This window comes from Pseudomonas sp. LS44 (genome assembly GCF_024730785.1).
Taxonomy (GTDB): Bacteria; Pseudomonadota; Gammaproteobacteria; order Pseudomonadales; family Pseudomonadaceae; genus Aquipseudomonas.
The window spans coordinates 2,559,010-2,573,643 of record NZ_CP102830.1 but is presented as its reverse complement, the minus strand read 5'-3'; the positions used below and the strand labels follow the sequence as shown (position 1 = coordinate 2,573,643).

14 protein-coding genes are annotated in these 14,634 nt (G+C 61.6%); 8 read left to right on the top strand and 6 right to left on the bottom strand.

What is annotated here, in order from left to right; all coding sequences use genetic code 11:
- Positions 1-289: 289 nt before the first annotated feature.
- From NVV93_RS11410 to NVV93_RS11395, 4 genes are all read left to right on the top strand, one after another.
- Positions 290-1,699 (top strand): circularly permuted type 2 ATP-grasp protein, encoded by a 1,410-nt coding sequence (locus tag NVV93_RS11410; protein WP_258250769.1) that lies wholly within the window; start codon positions 290-292, stop codon positions 1,697-1,699.
- 3 nt (positions 1,700-1,702) lie between these two features.
- Positions 1,703-2,653 (top strand): alpha-E domain-containing protein, encoded by a 951-nt coding sequence (locus NVV93_RS11405; protein ID WP_258250768.1) that lies wholly within the window; start codon positions 1,703-1,705, stop codon positions 2,651-2,653.
- Positions 2,650-3,447, top strand: coding sequence for a transglutaminase family protein (locus NVV93_RS11400; RefSeq protein WP_258250767.1), 798 nt, complete (start codon positions 2,650-2,652; stop codon positions 3,445-3,447). Before NVV93_RS11405 ends, NVV93_RS11400 begins: the two co-directional genes overlap by 4 nt.
- 185 nt (positions 3,448-3,632) lie before the next feature.
- Positions 3,633-4,367, top strand: coding sequence for a peptidase (locus NVV93_RS11395; protein ID WP_258250766.1), 735 nt, complete (start codon positions 3,633-3,635; stop codon positions 4,365-4,367).
- 42 nt (positions 4,368-4,409) lie between these two features.
- On the opposite strand, the gene NVV93_RS11390 is transcribed toward NVV93_RS11395, so the two are convergent.
- Complete coding sequence (locus tag NVV93_RS11390) at positions 4,410-5,228, bottom strand: cytochrome c (protein WP_258250765.1); 819 nt, start codon at positions 5,226-5,228, stop codon at positions 4,410-4,412.
- Between the two features lie 752 nt (positions 5,229-5,980).
- Between NVV93_RS11390 and NVV93_RS11385 the strand changes: the two genes are divergently transcribed.
- Complete coding sequence (locus NVV93_RS11385) at positions 5,981-7,189, top strand: acetyl-CoA C-acetyltransferase (protein WP_258250764.1); 1,209 nt, start codon at positions 5,981-5,983, stop codon at positions 7,187-7,189.
- A 159-nt stretch (positions 7,190-7,348) separates the two neighbouring features.
- Positions 7,349-9,493: a 3-hydroxyacyl-CoA dehydrogenase NAD-binding domain-containing protein gene (locus tag NVV93_RS11380; protein ID WP_258250763.1), complete on the top strand. Its 2,145-nt coding sequence runs from the start codon at positions 7,349-7,351 to the stop codon at positions 9,491-9,493.
- A gap of 259 nt (positions 9,494-9,752) precedes the next feature.
- On the opposite strand, the gene ptrC is transcribed toward NVV93_RS11380, so the two are convergent.
- Positions 9,753-9,950 (bottom strand): type III secretion system co-regulatory protein PtrC, encoded by a 198-nt coding sequence (ptrC, locus tag NVV93_RS11375; RefSeq protein WP_258250762.1) that lies wholly within the window; start codon positions 9,948-9,950, stop codon positions 9,753-9,755.
- Between the two features lie 437 nt (positions 9,951-10,387).
- Here ptrC and NVV93_RS11370 point away from each other — a divergent pair, with 437 nt between their 5' ends.
- Positions 10,388-11,116 (top strand): amidotransferase, encoded by a 729-nt coding sequence (locus tag NVV93_RS11370; protein WP_258250761.1) that lies wholly within the window; start codon positions 10,388-10,390, stop codon positions 11,114-11,116.
- 59 nt (positions 11,117-11,175) lie between these two features.
- Here NVV93_RS11370 and NVV93_RS11365 read toward each other — a convergent pair whose 3' ends face one another.
- Positions 11,176-12,153 (bottom strand): magnesium and cobalt transport protein CorA, encoded by a 978-nt coding sequence (locus NVV93_RS11365; protein ID WP_258250760.1) that lies wholly within the window; start codon positions 12,151-12,153, stop codon positions 11,176-11,178.
- Positions 12,154-12,272: 119 nt separating this feature from the next.
- Positions 12,273-12,518 carry a hypothetical protein gene (locus tag NVV93_RS11360; RefSeq protein ID WP_258250759.1) on the bottom strand — a complete coding sequence of 82 codons (246 nt, stop codon included), beginning with the start codon at positions 12,516-12,518 and terminating at the stop codon, positions 12,273-12,275.
- A 177-nt stretch (positions 12,519-12,695) separates the two neighbouring features.
- Between NVV93_RS11360 and NVV93_RS11355 the strand changes: the two genes are divergently transcribed.
- Positions 12,696-12,818 carry a hypothetical protein gene (locus tag NVV93_RS11355; protein WP_258250758.1) on the top strand — a complete coding sequence of 41 codons (123 nt, stop codon included), beginning with the start codon at positions 12,696-12,698 and terminating at the stop codon, positions 12,816-12,818.
- Positions 12,819-12,887: 69 nt separating this feature from the next.
- Here the strand turns inward: NVV93_RS11355 and NVV93_RS11350 are convergent, their stop codons facing one another.
- Positions 12,888-13,649: a DUF2092 domain-containing protein gene (locus tag NVV93_RS11350; protein ID WP_258250757.1), complete on the bottom strand. Its 762-nt coding sequence runs from the start codon at positions 13,647-13,649 to the stop codon at positions 12,888-12,890.
- Between the two features lie 105 nt (positions 13,650-13,754).
- Positions 13,755-14,444, bottom strand: a complete 690-nt coding sequence (locus tag NVV93_RS11345; protein ID WP_258250756.1) for a crotonase/enoyl-CoA hydratase family protein — start codon at positions 14,442-14,444, stop codon at positions 13,755-13,757.
- Between the last annotated feature and the right edge of the window lie 190 nt (positions 14,445-14,634).

Genomic DNA, 14,634 nt, shown 5'->3' with positions numbered 1-14,634 from the left:
GCGAACCAAACGCCATACCGCGACGCATACCTTTTCCGAAAATGGCTGCAAAGCCTGTAGGAGCGAATTCATTCGCGATCAGTGCATCGGCCAATCGCGAATGAATTTGCTCCTACAACGTCAGATCCGCTTGCCGTGCAATAGGGCGCAAGCTCTTCAGGGCTGACGCTTGCGCACGGATATGGTGCGAAGAACTTTCGTTATTTCATTATGTATTTGTATTTAAAGGAATTATTCGCTGGCACGGGCTTTGCGATAGCTCTGTCGTCCGGGTGACAAGGAGTTCGGCATGAGTCGCACTTTTTTCAATGAAATGTTCGAAGCCGACGGCAACTGCCGACCGCATTACCGCGAGTTCGCTCGCTGGCTGGCGGACACGCCGGATGAGCTACTGGCCCAGCGTCGCCGAGAGGCTGACCTGCTGTTTCATCGCGCGGGGATCACCTTCACGCTATATGGCGACGACCAGGGCACCGAGCGGCTGATTCCCTTCGACATCATTCCGCGCAGTATTCCGGCCAGCGAATGGCGCATGGTCGAGCACGGCTGCATCCAGCGCGTGCAGGCGCTGAACATGTTCCTCGCCGATCTGTACCACAACCAGCGCATCATCAAGGCCGGAGTGATTCCCGCCGAGCAGGTGTTGGCTAACGAAGGCTACCAGCCAGCCATGCAGGGGCTCGGGTTGCACGGCGACATCTATGCGCATATCGCCGGCGTCGATCTGGTTCGCGATGGCGATGGCACTTACTACGTTCTGGAAGACAACCTGCGCACCCCGAGCGGCGTCAGTTACATGCTCGAAGACCGCAAGATGATGATGCGGCTGTTCCCCGAGCTGTTTGCCGCCCAGCGCATCGCACCCATCAACCACTATCCGAATCTGCTGCTCGATACGCTGAAAAGCTCCAGTCCGCTGGATAACCCCAGCGTCGTGGTGCTGACTCCCGGCCGTTTCAACAGCGCCTATTTCGAGCATGCCTTTCTGGCTCGCGAGATGGGCGTCGAGTTGGTCGAGGGCGCTGATCTGTTCGTTCGCGACGACAAAGTCTTTATGCGCACCACCGCCGGCGCGCGCCAGGTGGATGTGATCTACCGGCGCCTCGACGATGCCTTTCTCGACCCGCTGGCCTTCAATCCCGACTCAATGCTCGGCGTGCCTGGCCTGCTGGCCGCCTATCGCTCCGGCAATGTGATTCTCGCCAACGCCATCGGCACCGGCGTGGCGGATGACAAGTCGGTATATCCCTTCGTCACCGACATGATCCGTTTCTACCTCGACGAGGAACCGATCCTGCAGAACGTGCCGACCTGGCAATGCCGTAAACCTGATGAGCTGTCCCATGTGCTGGCGCATCTGCCGGAGCTGGTGGTGAAGGAAACCCAGGGCTCCGGCGGCTACGGCATGCTGGTTGGCCCGGCGGCCAGCGCGGCGGAGATCGAAACGTTTCGCGCGCGTCTCAAGGCCCGCCCCGAAGCCTATATCGCCCAGCCGACGCTGGCCCTGTCGACCTGTCCGACCTTTGTCGAAAACGGCATCGCGCCGCGTCATATCGACTTGCGCCCGTTCGTGCTGTCCGGCCGCGAAACGCGCCTGGTGCCGGGTGGCCTGACCCGCGTGGCGCTGCGCGAAGGTTCGCTGGTGGTCAACTCGTCGCAGGGCGGCGGGACCAAAGACACCTGGATCGTGGAGGACTGAGGAATGCTTTCGAGGACTGCCTCCGATCTGTACTGGATGTCGCGTTATCTGGAGCGCGCCGAGAACCTCGCGCGCATGCTCGACGTAAGTTATTCACTGTCGCTGATGCCGCAAACCGGGCGTGGCGATGGTCTCGACGAACTGGCCATGCCGCTGTTGATCACCGGCACGCTGGATGAATATCTGAGTCGCCACGGCCAGCTGCACGCTGAGCGCATGCTGCATTTTTTCGCGCTCGACGAGGCCAACCAGGCGAGCATCTATTGCTGCCTGCAGGCAGCGCGGGCCAACGCCCATGCGGTACGTGGGCGCATCACCGCGGACATGTGGGAGAACATCAACGCCACTTGGCTGGAGATTCGTGGCATCGCCGAGCAGGGTCTCGGCCGCTATGGCATCAGCCGCTTCTGCGAGTGGGTCAAGGAGCGCTCCCACCTGTTCCGCGGTGCCACCTTCGGCACCATCATGCGCAGTGATGCCTATCGCTTCATTCGCCTGGGTACCTTCATCGAGCGCGCCGACAACACTTTGCGCCTGCTCGATGCGCGCTACGAAATGCTCGGTGACGAGGCCGAGGAGATCGATGATCGCTCGGCGCGTAGCTACTACCAGTGGAGCGCCTTGCTGCGCGCGCTGTCGTCGTTCGAAGCGTTCGCCGAGATCTACCGCGGCTCGCCGAATACCCGCAAGGTCACCGAGCTGTTGCTCCTGCGGCCGGATGTGCCGCGCTCGCTGCGCTCCTGTCAGGAAGAACTGCACCAGATTCTCGCCAGCCTGCCCGGCGAAAACGGCCGCCCGGCGCAGCGCCTGGCCGCCGAGCTGGCCGCGCGCCTGCGCTACACCGGCATCGACGAAATTCTCAACGCCGGCCTGCATGCCTGGCTTACCGATTTCATCCTGCTGGTTCGCCAGCTGGCCCGTGCCATCCACAGCTCCTATTTGGAGGTCGTATGAGACTGTCCATCCGTCACGACACCACCTATCACTACGATGATCAGGTCCGCGCGAGCATTCAATATTTGCGCCTGACTCCGCACAGCAGCGAGCGCCAGCAGATCATCAGCTGGCAGCTGACCTTGCCGCGCCCGGTGCGTGCGCAGCTCGATCCCTACGGCAACATCCTCCATGTGCTGACGCTGGACGAGCCGCACGAATCGATCGTCATCGGCGCGCGGGGCCAGGTGGATATCGACGAGCAACGTGAGGCCGAGCATGAAGACGGCTCGGCACTGCCGTTCTTGCGCCAGACGCGCCTCACCCAGGCTGACGAAGCGCTACGAGGGTTCGCCGTGCAGCAGTGCAAAAGCGGCGCCGATCGCAGTGCGCTGATCGGCCTGATGGAGGCGCTCAACGAGCAGATGGCCTACAAACCGGGGGCGACGCAGATCGATACCACCGCCGCCGAGGCGTTCGCCGGCCGCGCCGGGGTGTGTCAGGACCACACGCACGCGTTCATCGCCTGCGCCCGCACGCTCGGGGTTCCAGCGCGCTATGTCTCGGGCTACCTGTACAACGGCAACAACAGCCAGCTGGCCAGTCACGCATGGGCGGAAGCCTGGCTGGACGATGCCTGGTACAGCTTCGATGTCACCAACAATCTGGCCCGCCCGGAGCGGCATCTGAAGCTCGCTGTGGGCCTGGATTACTTGGATGCCTGCCCGGTGCGCGGCATGCGTCGCGGCGGAGGGGGCGAGCAGATGCACGCCAAGGTGCCGTTCGCCTCGTTGCTGGCAGTGCAGGCGCAGTAGGGGCGGGGGTGCTTGTAGGATGGGTCGGGCCGCGCAGGTCGAGCGCCATCGCCGGCGCATCGATGGGTATCGTCGCAGCGCTCCTCGACCCATCCTACGACCTACGAGTCGCCATGCCCTGAATGCCGGGCGCTACCGCAGGGTCGAAACAAGGCCCCCATCGGCCTGCACAAGAAGGCATATCCATGACTTACTGCGTCGCCATGAACTTGGTCGATGGTCTGGTGTTCGTCTCCGACTCGCGTACCAATGCGGGCATCGACCACATCGCCACCTTCCGCAAGCTGTTCACCTTTGGCGTGCCAGGCGAGCGGCTGATCGTGCTACAGACCGCCGGCAACCTGGCCACCTCACAGTCGGTGATCAACCTACTCAAGCAGCGCATCGCCGACCTTAACCAGATCAACCTGTACAGCGTGCCGACGCTCTACGATGCCACCGCGTTGGTCGCCGGGACGATTCGCGAGGTGGTCGCCCGCGATGGCGCGCCGCTGGCCGGCAACACCGACCTGACCTGCTCGTTCCTGGTCGGAGGGCAGATCGTCGGCAGCCCGCCGGATCTGTACAGCATCTATCCGCAGGGCAATTTCATTCAGGCGACCGTCGATACACCGTTTCTGCAGCTGGGTGAGAGCAAGTACGGCAAGCCGATCCTCGACCGCAATCTGCACTTCGACACCCCGCTGGAAGAGGCCCTGCGCTGTGCGCTGGTGTCTTTCGACTCGACCATTCGCAGTAATCTTTCGGTTGGGTTACCGCTGGACCTGCTGGTCTATCACAAGGACAGCCTGATCGTGCCTGAAGGGTATCGGGTGAGTGAGGAGGACCAGTACTACCGCGACATCCGCAAGCGTTGGGCGAGCGGTCTGCAGGCACTGCTCTACGAGTTGCCCGCGCCGCCGAAGGATTACAACGTTTGAGTCTGCGGGTTGGCGAATGCAGTCAGGGCCCGGTCCTGTTGCTTAAGGTGCGCTGACGACTTTGCGTCCGGCCATGTGGCGCAAATAGGCGAGTAGTTGGCCGAGCTGTTCATCGCTCAGCGCTTCTTGAGAGAACCCCGGCATCCGCCCTTGTGGCCAGCGCCGCAGATTTTGCGGGTCGCGGATGTAGCGGGCGAGGAAGTCCGTTGCGAAGTATTCGGTTGGATTGAAGGGCAAATTCAGGTCCGGGCCGAACTGGGCGTCGCCGGCGCCATTGAGGCGATGGCAGGCCAGACAGTTTTTCTGAAACTGAGCAAACCCCGCCTGAACATCCGGTGCGGAATTGGCAGCCGGCAGCAGCGCCGGGAAGCGCTTGGCCACGGGCGCCAGGAGGCGGATGCTGGCTACCTGGTACGGCCACTGTTCCGTGCCAATATCGCTTTTCTGCGGCTCGCTCCAGACCAGATAAAACGGTCCGGCACTCGGCTTGCCTTTGGCCAGTGCCGGCCAGGGACGTGCCGGATCTTCAATCGCCAGCCAGGCCGTCGCCGCGCTCTGTGCCAACACCGGCGCAGCCGGTAATTCAGCGGCGAAACCATCTGATGCCACCACCTGCAAATGATCGCCGGCCTGCACACCCTCCAGCAGACTGGCCAGCGGCACTGCCCGGTAATACATGACGCGCTTGTAGGCGACATCGGCAGGAATCTCGATCTCCCGCGCTTGCGGATGATTGAGCAGGGCGCTGGTTTGCCAATGGCGTGGCCCGCCAGGCAGGTCCAGGGTCAGTTCAGCGGCCATGGACAAGGCGCTGGCCGACAGGCACAAACAGGCCGTAAGTGATGCACACACGCGACGCATGAGATAGCTCCGAGATCGGGGGCGGGCACCCTAGCATATCGTCCAGCGGTGTTCGTAGGGGCGGCCCATGGTCGCTGAAAAGCCTCGCGGCCAGGGCCGCTCCTGCGCAAATGTGTGCGTGTAGAGGCAGGGCAGACTTAGCGGTCGATGAGGTATCTACCCGCGGCCGGATGATGTCAGACGCATCATCCAGGCCCGCGAGCCCAAGGTGGAAAACTCAAGTGAATAGGCGGGTAATGTTGGGCAGGATCAGAATCACGGCAGTGGCGAATACGATCAACGTGGCCTGACGAATCTTCGGTTGTCTGAACATGATTGATGCCTTTTTTTGTTATCGGTGGCGTCATTGCCCCGCTTTAAAAGCCTGGCGGGTCGGCGTCATGCCGAAGCATTTAAAAATATCGTCCCGGCAAATCCCGGCGGCGACTTCCACTGTCAAATCTAGGGTTCAGATCATGTTTTCTTTAGATGACTTGGCAGCAAAGCCCAATCTTCTAACACCCAGCAGTTATCCCCTGGCTTGCTAGTGGCACGGTGATCCGCACGCCAGACCTGTTTGGCGGAGATTGCTCGATATTGGCCATCTCTAACCGTTCGTCTGAGCGCTGTAGTCAATGGCGCTGAGCGCTTCGGTCATTGAGCCAAGATGGCCGGCGGTTAAGGTGTACGACGCTAACAAGAACAAAGTGGTTTTCGGGGCGCCCCGACTTCGCACTGCCATCGACTCCTCCTTGCAGAGGCCAGAGGACACCATGACTACCGAAGCTTTCATTTTCGACGCGGTGCGTACGCCGCGCGGCAAAGGCAAGAAGGACGGCGCGCTGTACAGCGTCAAGCCGGTCAACCTGATTGCTGGCCTGCTCAAGGCTCTGCAGGAACGCAACAATCTCGACACCAGCCAGGTCGATGACGTGGTGCTGGGCTGCGTCGGTCCGGTCGGTGACCAGGGCGGCGACATCGCCAAGACCGCGGTGCTGGTCGCCGACTGGGACGTCAGCGTCGCCGGCGTACAGCTCAACCGCTTCTGCGCCTCGGGTCTTGAGGCGGTGAACCTCGGTGCGATGAAGGTTCGTTCCGGCTTCGAAGATCTCGTGGTCGTCGGTGGCGTGGAGTCGATGTCGCGCGTGCCGATGGGTGCGGACGGCGGCCCCTGGGCGCTGGACCCGGAAACCAACATGCACACCAATTTCGTCCCGCAGGGCGTGGGCGCCGATTTGATCGCCACGCTCGAAGGCTTCAGCCGCGCCGACGTCGATGCCTTCGCCCTGCGTTCGCAGCAAAAAGCCGCGCGTGCCAGTGCCGACGGTTCGTTCAAGAAGTCGTTGGTGCCGGTCACCGACCAGAACGGCATCGTGCTGCTCGATCACGACGAGTTCATTCGCGGCGAGTCGACCCTGGAGGGCCTGGGCAAGCTCAAGCCGAGCTTCGAGATGATGGGGCAGATGGGTTTCGACGCCAGTGCCATCCGCCAGTACAGCCATGTCGAGCGCATCGCGCATGTGCATACGCCGGGCAACAGCTCGGGCATCGTCGATGGCGCCGCCGCGATGCTGATCGGCTCCGAAGCCAAGGGCAAGGAGCTGGGCTTGAAGCCGCGCGCGCGCATCGTAGCCACTGCGGTCACCAGCACCGATCCGACCATCATGCTCACTGGCCCCGCGCCGGCCACCCGCAAGGCGCTGGCCAAAGCTGGCCTGAAGGTCGACGACATCGATCTGTTCGAAGTCAACGAAGCCTTCGCCTCGGTGGTGATGAAGTTCATGAAAGACATGGGCGTCAGCGAGGACAAGGTCAACGTCAACGGCGGCTCGATCGCCATGGGCCACCCGCTGGGCGCCACCGGCTGCGCGATCCTCGGCACCCTGCTCGATGAGCTGGAGAAGCGCGATCTGCGCTACGGCCTGGCCACACTCTGCGTGGGCGGCGGTATGGGCATAGCCACCATCATCGAACGTATCTAAGGAGCTTTCAGAAGCTACTGCGCTCGATCAAGCTGCGTTGGAACCCGTTTCGGAATGCTCATTGGCTACAGCCAACTCCGCTTCCTCAGCCGGCTTCCGCCTTGCCTGCTCGTCGCTCGCTACGCTTCTGAAGCGCTCCCCCAACAATGGGAAAGAGAAATGACTGACGCCATCCGTTACGAAAAAGGCCAGGACAATATCGTCGTCCTGACCATCGATATGCCTGGCCAGAGCGCCAATACCATGAACGCCGTGTATGGCGCGGCGATGGGCAAGATCGTAGAGCGCCTGCAGACCGAGAAGGACAGCATCGCCGGGGTGATCGTCACCTCGGCGAAGAAGACCTTCTTCGCCGGCGGCGACCTGAACGAGCTGATCAAGGTCAGCAAGGCCGACGCCGGCGAGTTCTATCGCCGCATTCTCGACCTCAAGGCGCAGCTGCGCACCCTGGAAACCCTGGGCAAGCCCGTAGTCGCTGCCATCAACGGCGCGGCCCTCGGCGGCGGCTGGGAAATCTGCCTGGCCTGTCATCACCGCATTGCCCTGGACGACAAGGGCGTGCAGCTCGGTCTGCCGGAAGTCACCCTCGGCCTGTTGCCGGGCGGCGGCGGAGTGGTGCGCATGGTGCGTCTGCTGGGTATCGAAAAGTCCCTGCCGTACCTGCTCGAAGGCAAGAAGGTCGATGCGCAGGCCGCGCTGAAAGCCGGCCTGATCCAAGAAATCGCCAGCAACCGTGATGAGATGCTGGCCAAGGCGCGGGCCTGGATCCTCGCCAATCCGGCGGCCGTGCAGCCTTGGGACGTCAAGGGTTACAAGATTCCTGGCGGTACCCCGTCCAGCCCGAATGTGGCGCAGATGCTGTCGATCGCTCCTTCGGTGCTGCGCGACAAGACCAAAGGCTGCTTCCCGGCGCCGGAGAGGATCCTCTGCGCCGCCGTCGAGGGCGCTCAGGTTGATTTCGACACCGCGCACATCATCGAGGCGCGCTACTTCACCGAACTGGTCACCGGCCAGGTGGCGAAGAACATGATCGGCACTTTCTGGTTCCAGCTGAACGAGATCAACGCCGGCAAGTCCCGTCCGCAAGGTTTCCCGGTCAGCGCGACCAAGAAGGTCGGTGTGCTTGGCGCCGGCATGATGGGCGCAGGGATCGCCTACGTCTCGGCCGTCGCCGGTATCGAAGTGGTGCTCAAGGACGTGTCGGTGGAAGCGGCGGAGAAGGGCAAGGCTTACTCCGCCGGCCTGCTGGATAAGCAGGTGGCGCGCGGCAAGCTGAGCGCCGAGAAGCGTGACGCAGTCCTGGCGCGGATCAAGGCCACGGCCAGCGAGGCGGATTTCACCGGCTGCGACCTGATCATCGAAGCCGTGTTCGAAGACCGCGCGTTAAAAGGCAAAGTCACCGCTGCCGCCGAAGCGGCGGCGCTGAGCGACGCGGTAATCGCGTCCAACACCTCGACGCTGCCGATTACCGGCCTGGCCACTGCGGTGCAGAAGCAGGACAAATTCATTGGCCTGCATTTCTTCAGCCCGGTCGACAAGATGCCGCTGGTGGAAATCATCCGTGGCGAGAAGACCAGCGACGAGACCTTGGCGCGCGCCTTCGATTACGTGCTGCAAATCAAGAAGACGCCGATCGTGGTCCACGACAGCCGTGGCTTCTTCACGTCGCGGGTGTTTGGCACCTTCACCAACGAAGGCCTGGCGATGCTCGGCGAGGGCGTCAACGCGGCGATGATCGAGACCGAGGCGCGTAATGCCGGCATGCCGGTCGGGCCGCTGGCGATCTCCGACGAAGTGTCCATGGGTTTGATGTCGCACATCCGCGCGCAGACCCGCAAAGATCTGGAAGCCGAGGGCAAGCAGATGCCGCAGCACCCGGCGTTCGCCGTGGTCGATCTGATGGTCAGCGAGTACAAGCGCCAGGGCAAAGCCGCCGGTGGTGGCTTCTATGACTATCCGCAGGCCGGCAAGAAGCACCTGTGGCCGGAACTGAAAGCGCGCTTCGAGAAAGCCGACAAACAGATCCCGGCCGCCGATGTGCGGGATCGCATGCTGTTCATCCAGGCCATCGAGACCGTACGGTGCGTGGAGGAGGGCGTGTTGTTATCGACTGCCGACGCCAACATCGGTTCGATCTTCGGCATCGGTTTCGCCGCCTGGAGCGGTGGTGCGCTGCAGTTCATCAACCAATACGGGGTGAAGGACTTCGTCGCCCGGGCCGAATATCTCGCCGAGCAATACGGCGAGCGTTTCATACCGCCGACGTTGTTGCTCGAGAAGGCAGGTAAGAACGAGCGCTTCTAACCAGCAGGCAATACCTAAGCCGACCCTTGTGGTCGGCTTTTTTTTGCAGCTGGTTTCCTGGAAAAATCACTGAATGTCCTGGCTTTTTGGCGTCATCCACATCCCCTGGTTCTTCGGCACCAGGCAGCTCAACCACAGGCTCAGGTTCGAGCGTGAGTGGTCCGTGCGGTGCAGGGGATGCTGGAGGAAGCCAGTAAGCGAGGAGTCGCTAGACAGCAGAAAGCCGGCCAGTGAGTCGGCTTTTCTGTCTGGAGGGTTTTCAGCAGACGGTCTGCCGAAACAGTTCGCGGCGGATAGCTTGGCGCTCACCCGGCGGAGTCGGCATGTTCAGGGTCAGTAGGCTGCCGTCTTCCAATTGGAAGGCGAGCTCCGTTTCGAAACTCAGCTGGCAATCTTCGAAGTGGGCATAGGTCACTCCATACGCAGAGAGGCAGGAGAGATTCTCGATGGCGTTCATGGCCATCCTCCGTTTGCTCGGCACCGCCGAGAGGTTTACTGGGGCTTGTTCTGGGCTTTTCTGGAGTGGAAGGCTTCACCTGGTAGCGCTGAGGATCGCTGCTGCCGAAGAAAGCAGAGGCGGCGATCAGGCTGGCGATAGCGGCATATGTGCTCATGATGGATTCCTCTTCTGGCGGTGGGGCGCTGAGCCCCGATGGCTGGATAATTGCCGAGATGCGGCATGCGCAGAAGTGAATGGGCTTTATGGTCACTATCGAGGTGAGTGATGGAGGTGGCGTTGAAAGAGCGCTGACGGCTGGCTGATTGAGGTCGGGCATGCCCACGAACGTCTCGCCACCAACAGCGGTGTTTGGTCTGGTGGCGGTTCTCTTGCGGTTTGGACTGTGTTAAAAAAAATGCACGTTTTTGAATAGCTCTCCGTATCAGGAAATTGTTATGACGCTGCGCATCTGCATTCTGGAAACCGACGTCCTGCGTCCCGAACTGGTCGATCAGTACCAGAGCTACGGGAAGATGTTCGAGCAACTGTTCTCCCGTCAGCCGATTGCGGCCGAGTTCGTTGTGTACAACGTGTTGGAAGGTAGTTACCCGCCGGACTCAGAGAGTTTCGATGCCTACCTGGTGACCGGCAGCAAGGCTGACTCGTTCGCCAACGACCCCTGGATCGAAACCCTGCGGGCCTACCTTCTCGAGCGCTACCAGCGCGGCGACAAAATCCTTGGCGTGTGTTTCGGCCATCAACTGCTGGCGCTGTTGCTCGGCGGCAAGGCTGAGCGCGCCGCCCAGGGCTGGGGTGTGGGGACGCACAATTATCGGATCGCCGAGCAGCCGGAATGGATGACTCCAGCCGTGGACGATCTGACCTTGCTGATCAGCCACCAAGACCAGGTCACCGCCTTACCGGAAAACGCCAGGCTGATTGCCTCCAGCGACTTCTGCCCGCACGCGGCCTATGCCATCGAGGACCAGGTGCTGTGCTTCCAGGGGCATCCGGAGTTCATTCACGACTATTCGCGCGCGCTGCTCGACATTCGTCAACAGCATCTGGGCGAGCAGATCTACCAACAGGGCGTGGCCAGCCTGGATCGCGATCACCAGGGCGATGTTGTAGCCGAATGGATGATGCGCTTTGTCGCTCGCGGGCGAACCGGCGAGCCGGTCTGATTGGTAACCCCGCTAGATGCAAAAAAGCCCGATTTGATCGGGCTTTTTTCTGGGCGGTCTTAAAGCCATTTCAAACGCTTGAAGTTGGCATACAACACCGTGCAACCGACGGTAATGATGCCGATCACGACAAAATAGCCGTACTTCCAGGTCAGTTCGGGCATGTTTTGGAAGTTCATCCCATAGATACCCGCCACCGCAGTGGGGAAGGCCAAAATTGCCGCCCAGGCACCGAATTTGCGCTGCGTAACGCTTTGCCGCGACGACTCGAGCAGCAGACCGATCTCGATGGCATGGTCAGCCATTTCGCGCAGACCGGTGAGGTCTTCCAGCAGGCGTTGAACGTGGATTGCCACATCGCGAAAGTAAGGACGCATGTGTTTGTCGATGAAGGGGAAATCCAGGTGCTGCAGGTCCTGGCATATCTCCTCAAGCGGTGCCAGGTAGCGGCGCAGGCGCAGTAGGTCGCGACGGGTGCTCTGGATCTGCTCGACGTCCTCCTGGCTCAACGGGTTGTTGAGCACGTGCTGCTCCATGTCCTCCATGCGGTCGTGGTACTGGTCGAGCAGTGGTCGGTAGTTCTCGATCACGAAACTGAGCAGCGCGTAGAGTACGAAGTCCTCGCCGTGCTCGAGCATCTGTGGCTGGGCCTCGCTGCGCTGGCGCACCGCGGCGTAGGATGGCGATTCGCCGTAGCGCGCACTGATCACATAGCCCTTGCCGGCGAACAACTGGGTCTCGATGAACACCAGGTCGTCGTCGTTATCGTCGACGATCGGCGAGTAGAGCACCATAAACAGCGCATCGCCGAAGGTTTCCAGCTTCGGCCGGGTGTGCTGCAACAGCGCATCCTCGACGGCCAGCGGGTGCAGGTTGAACTGCTGTTGCAGGGTCAGCAGCTCCGGCTCGCCGGGATCATGGAGGCCGATCCAGACGAAATGCCCCTCCTTGGCGGCCCATTCGGCACCCTGCTGCAGGGAGATGTCCGTGACTTTCTTGCCTTTGGCGTAAACCGCGGAGCCGACCACTCGCGACATGTTGTCCTCGTTGTGACTGTTGAACGGGAATGTTTCATGGGCATGAAAGTCGCGGCCACCGCAGGACAAACCGTACAGCGCCTGGCTGGAGGCGCCGTACACGGTGGCCGAGCGACGGATCAGCGCGGAGGCGTCACCACGACATACTGTAACTGCATGCCTACGTACTGCGGCTGATACCAGGTGCTGCCGCACTGCTGGTAGGTCAAACCGTTGACCAGTACAGGCACACAGTTCGCCGGTACGCTGCTGACCACGCTACCGACCACCATGGCAGTCGTGGCGCCGACAACCACGCCAGCGACTATAGGGTCGTACCAGCCGTAGTAGTGCGGCGGCGGTGGTGGCGGAGGCGGAGGCGGCATTGGCCTCGGCGGTGGCGGGCCAGGGGGATGCGGTTGTGGCCCTGGGCCTGGGTAGGGTTGTGGTGGGCCGGGATGAGGGGGTTGAGGGCCAGGACCGGGTGGCTGCGGATGTGGAGTCGGACCCGGTGGTGGCCCTGGTGCGGGTCGCGGTCCTGGCTGAGGTGGGGGTGAGTACTGATGCTGGACACCACCGCCCCATTGTCCCGGCATCGGGTGCTGGAACGTGTGACCGGCGAAGCCGGCATGATGGAATATTTGGGTGCGCGCACCGCCGCCACGCATGTGCCATGCCTGGGCTAGCGGACTCAGTAGCATCAGGATGGCGAGGCCGGCGCTGATAATGCTTTTCGATTTGCTCATGCCGCCTCCCTATTGGTTGGATTGCTGGGGTTGATTGGTGTCCAACTGACGCAACTCCACCGCTTGGGCGCCAGTCGGGGGCTGGAAGTCGAAAGTGTCTGTCGTGAAGGTCGGGGCCGGCTGCCAATGCAGGCGCACACTGTGTCGCGGCCGGGCCTCGTCGTTGCTACTGATGATAACCAGTTGACAGGGCAGGGGCTGAGGGCCGCTTTCGACCCAGAGCTGCCAGTCGATACCGTCCTGCCGATAGGCGTAGTGTTCGCAGGTTTTGCCTGCGAGCTTCTCGGTGCCGATGTAGGCCGCCGAGTGGATGTTGTCGCGCAGGCTGCGGTCATTACTCCAGTAGAACAGGTCGGCCAGCGGCAACTGGATGCCATAGCGACCCTCCAGTTGCTCGAGCAGCGAATCGATGTTCGGCGGTGCGACCAGGCGGCTGTAGTAGTTGTGGAGGTCGCCGTATACGACGAAATGGTTGCCGTCGTAGTAGAGGCTGCGGCGATGCAGGCCATCGCTGACCGTCACCTGCAGCCTGTTCGGGCGCTCGGCCTTGAGTTCGGTATGGTGGGAGAACTGTATGGTCTGACCGCTATCCAGAACCTGGTCGGTGGTGCTGTCGGCGCTGATCTGGAAGCGCTGCAGCGAACGCATGTAGTCGCTCATCTTTTGCAAGGCATCGAGCGCTCTGGGCTCGCGTTCCGGCGAATCGACGGCAAGGGCGCCGCTGCTTATGGCGGCGAGCAGTACTGCACAAGCTAGTGAACGTATAGCCATAAACTGTCTCTTTGCGTGCGGTGTTGTTGCAGCATAGTCAGCGAATCACCGGCAACAAACACAAAAAACCGGCGCAGAACCGGGCCTGCTCAGCGAGGCAACTGTTCAGATGGCGTGCTGGCGATCCAGTTCGATCGACGTGTCCAGCGCCTCCAGCAGAGCCTTGCGGACTTTGAGCTTGGTGTTGCGGTGGGCAATCATGTTGATCTTTTTCAATTGCTGCGCGGCGGCCAGCGCAGAGGCCTGCAGCTGTTCAGGTGCGACGACCTTGTCGAGGAAGCCGGCGTCGACCGCGCTTTGTGGATCGAACATCTCGCCGTTGATCACCGAACGGTGGAATGCCGACTTGTGCAAGCGGTCACGCGCCAGTTCGATGCCGACGTGATGCATGGTCATGCCGATCTGCACTTCGTTCAGCCCGATGCTGAACGGCCCTTCGACGCCAATGCGGTAGTCGGCCGAGAGCAGGATGAAGGCGCCTTTCGCCACCGCGTGACCCGGGCAGGCAACGATCACCGGGAATGGATGAGCGAGCAGGCGCCGCGCTAACGTAGAGCCAGCGGCAACCAGATTGATCGCATTCTGCGGACCGGAGGTCATCACCTTGAGGTCATAGCCGCCGGAGAGAATGCCGGGTTGGCCGGTGATGATTACCACAGCGCGATCCTGCTCGGCGCGGTCCAGCGCAGCATTGAAGGCGGCGATTACATCCGGCGAGATTGCATTGACCTTGCCATTGCTGAGGGTCAGGGTGGCAATGCCGTCTTCGAGTTGGTAGCTGATCAGATCGCTCATGGCGGAGTTCCTTGCGGCGTGAAAGAGACTGAAAGTGGGCTGACGTTACCCATCGGCAAACCTGCGGTAAAGCGCCCTGGCTGACTGATGAGTCACCCCGGCGGCACTGCCGCGAACCACTACGCTGGCTTAAGCGCATGAATCTTCTGCAAAAAAACTTTGCCTTTGGCGGGGTGTTCGGCTAGATTAG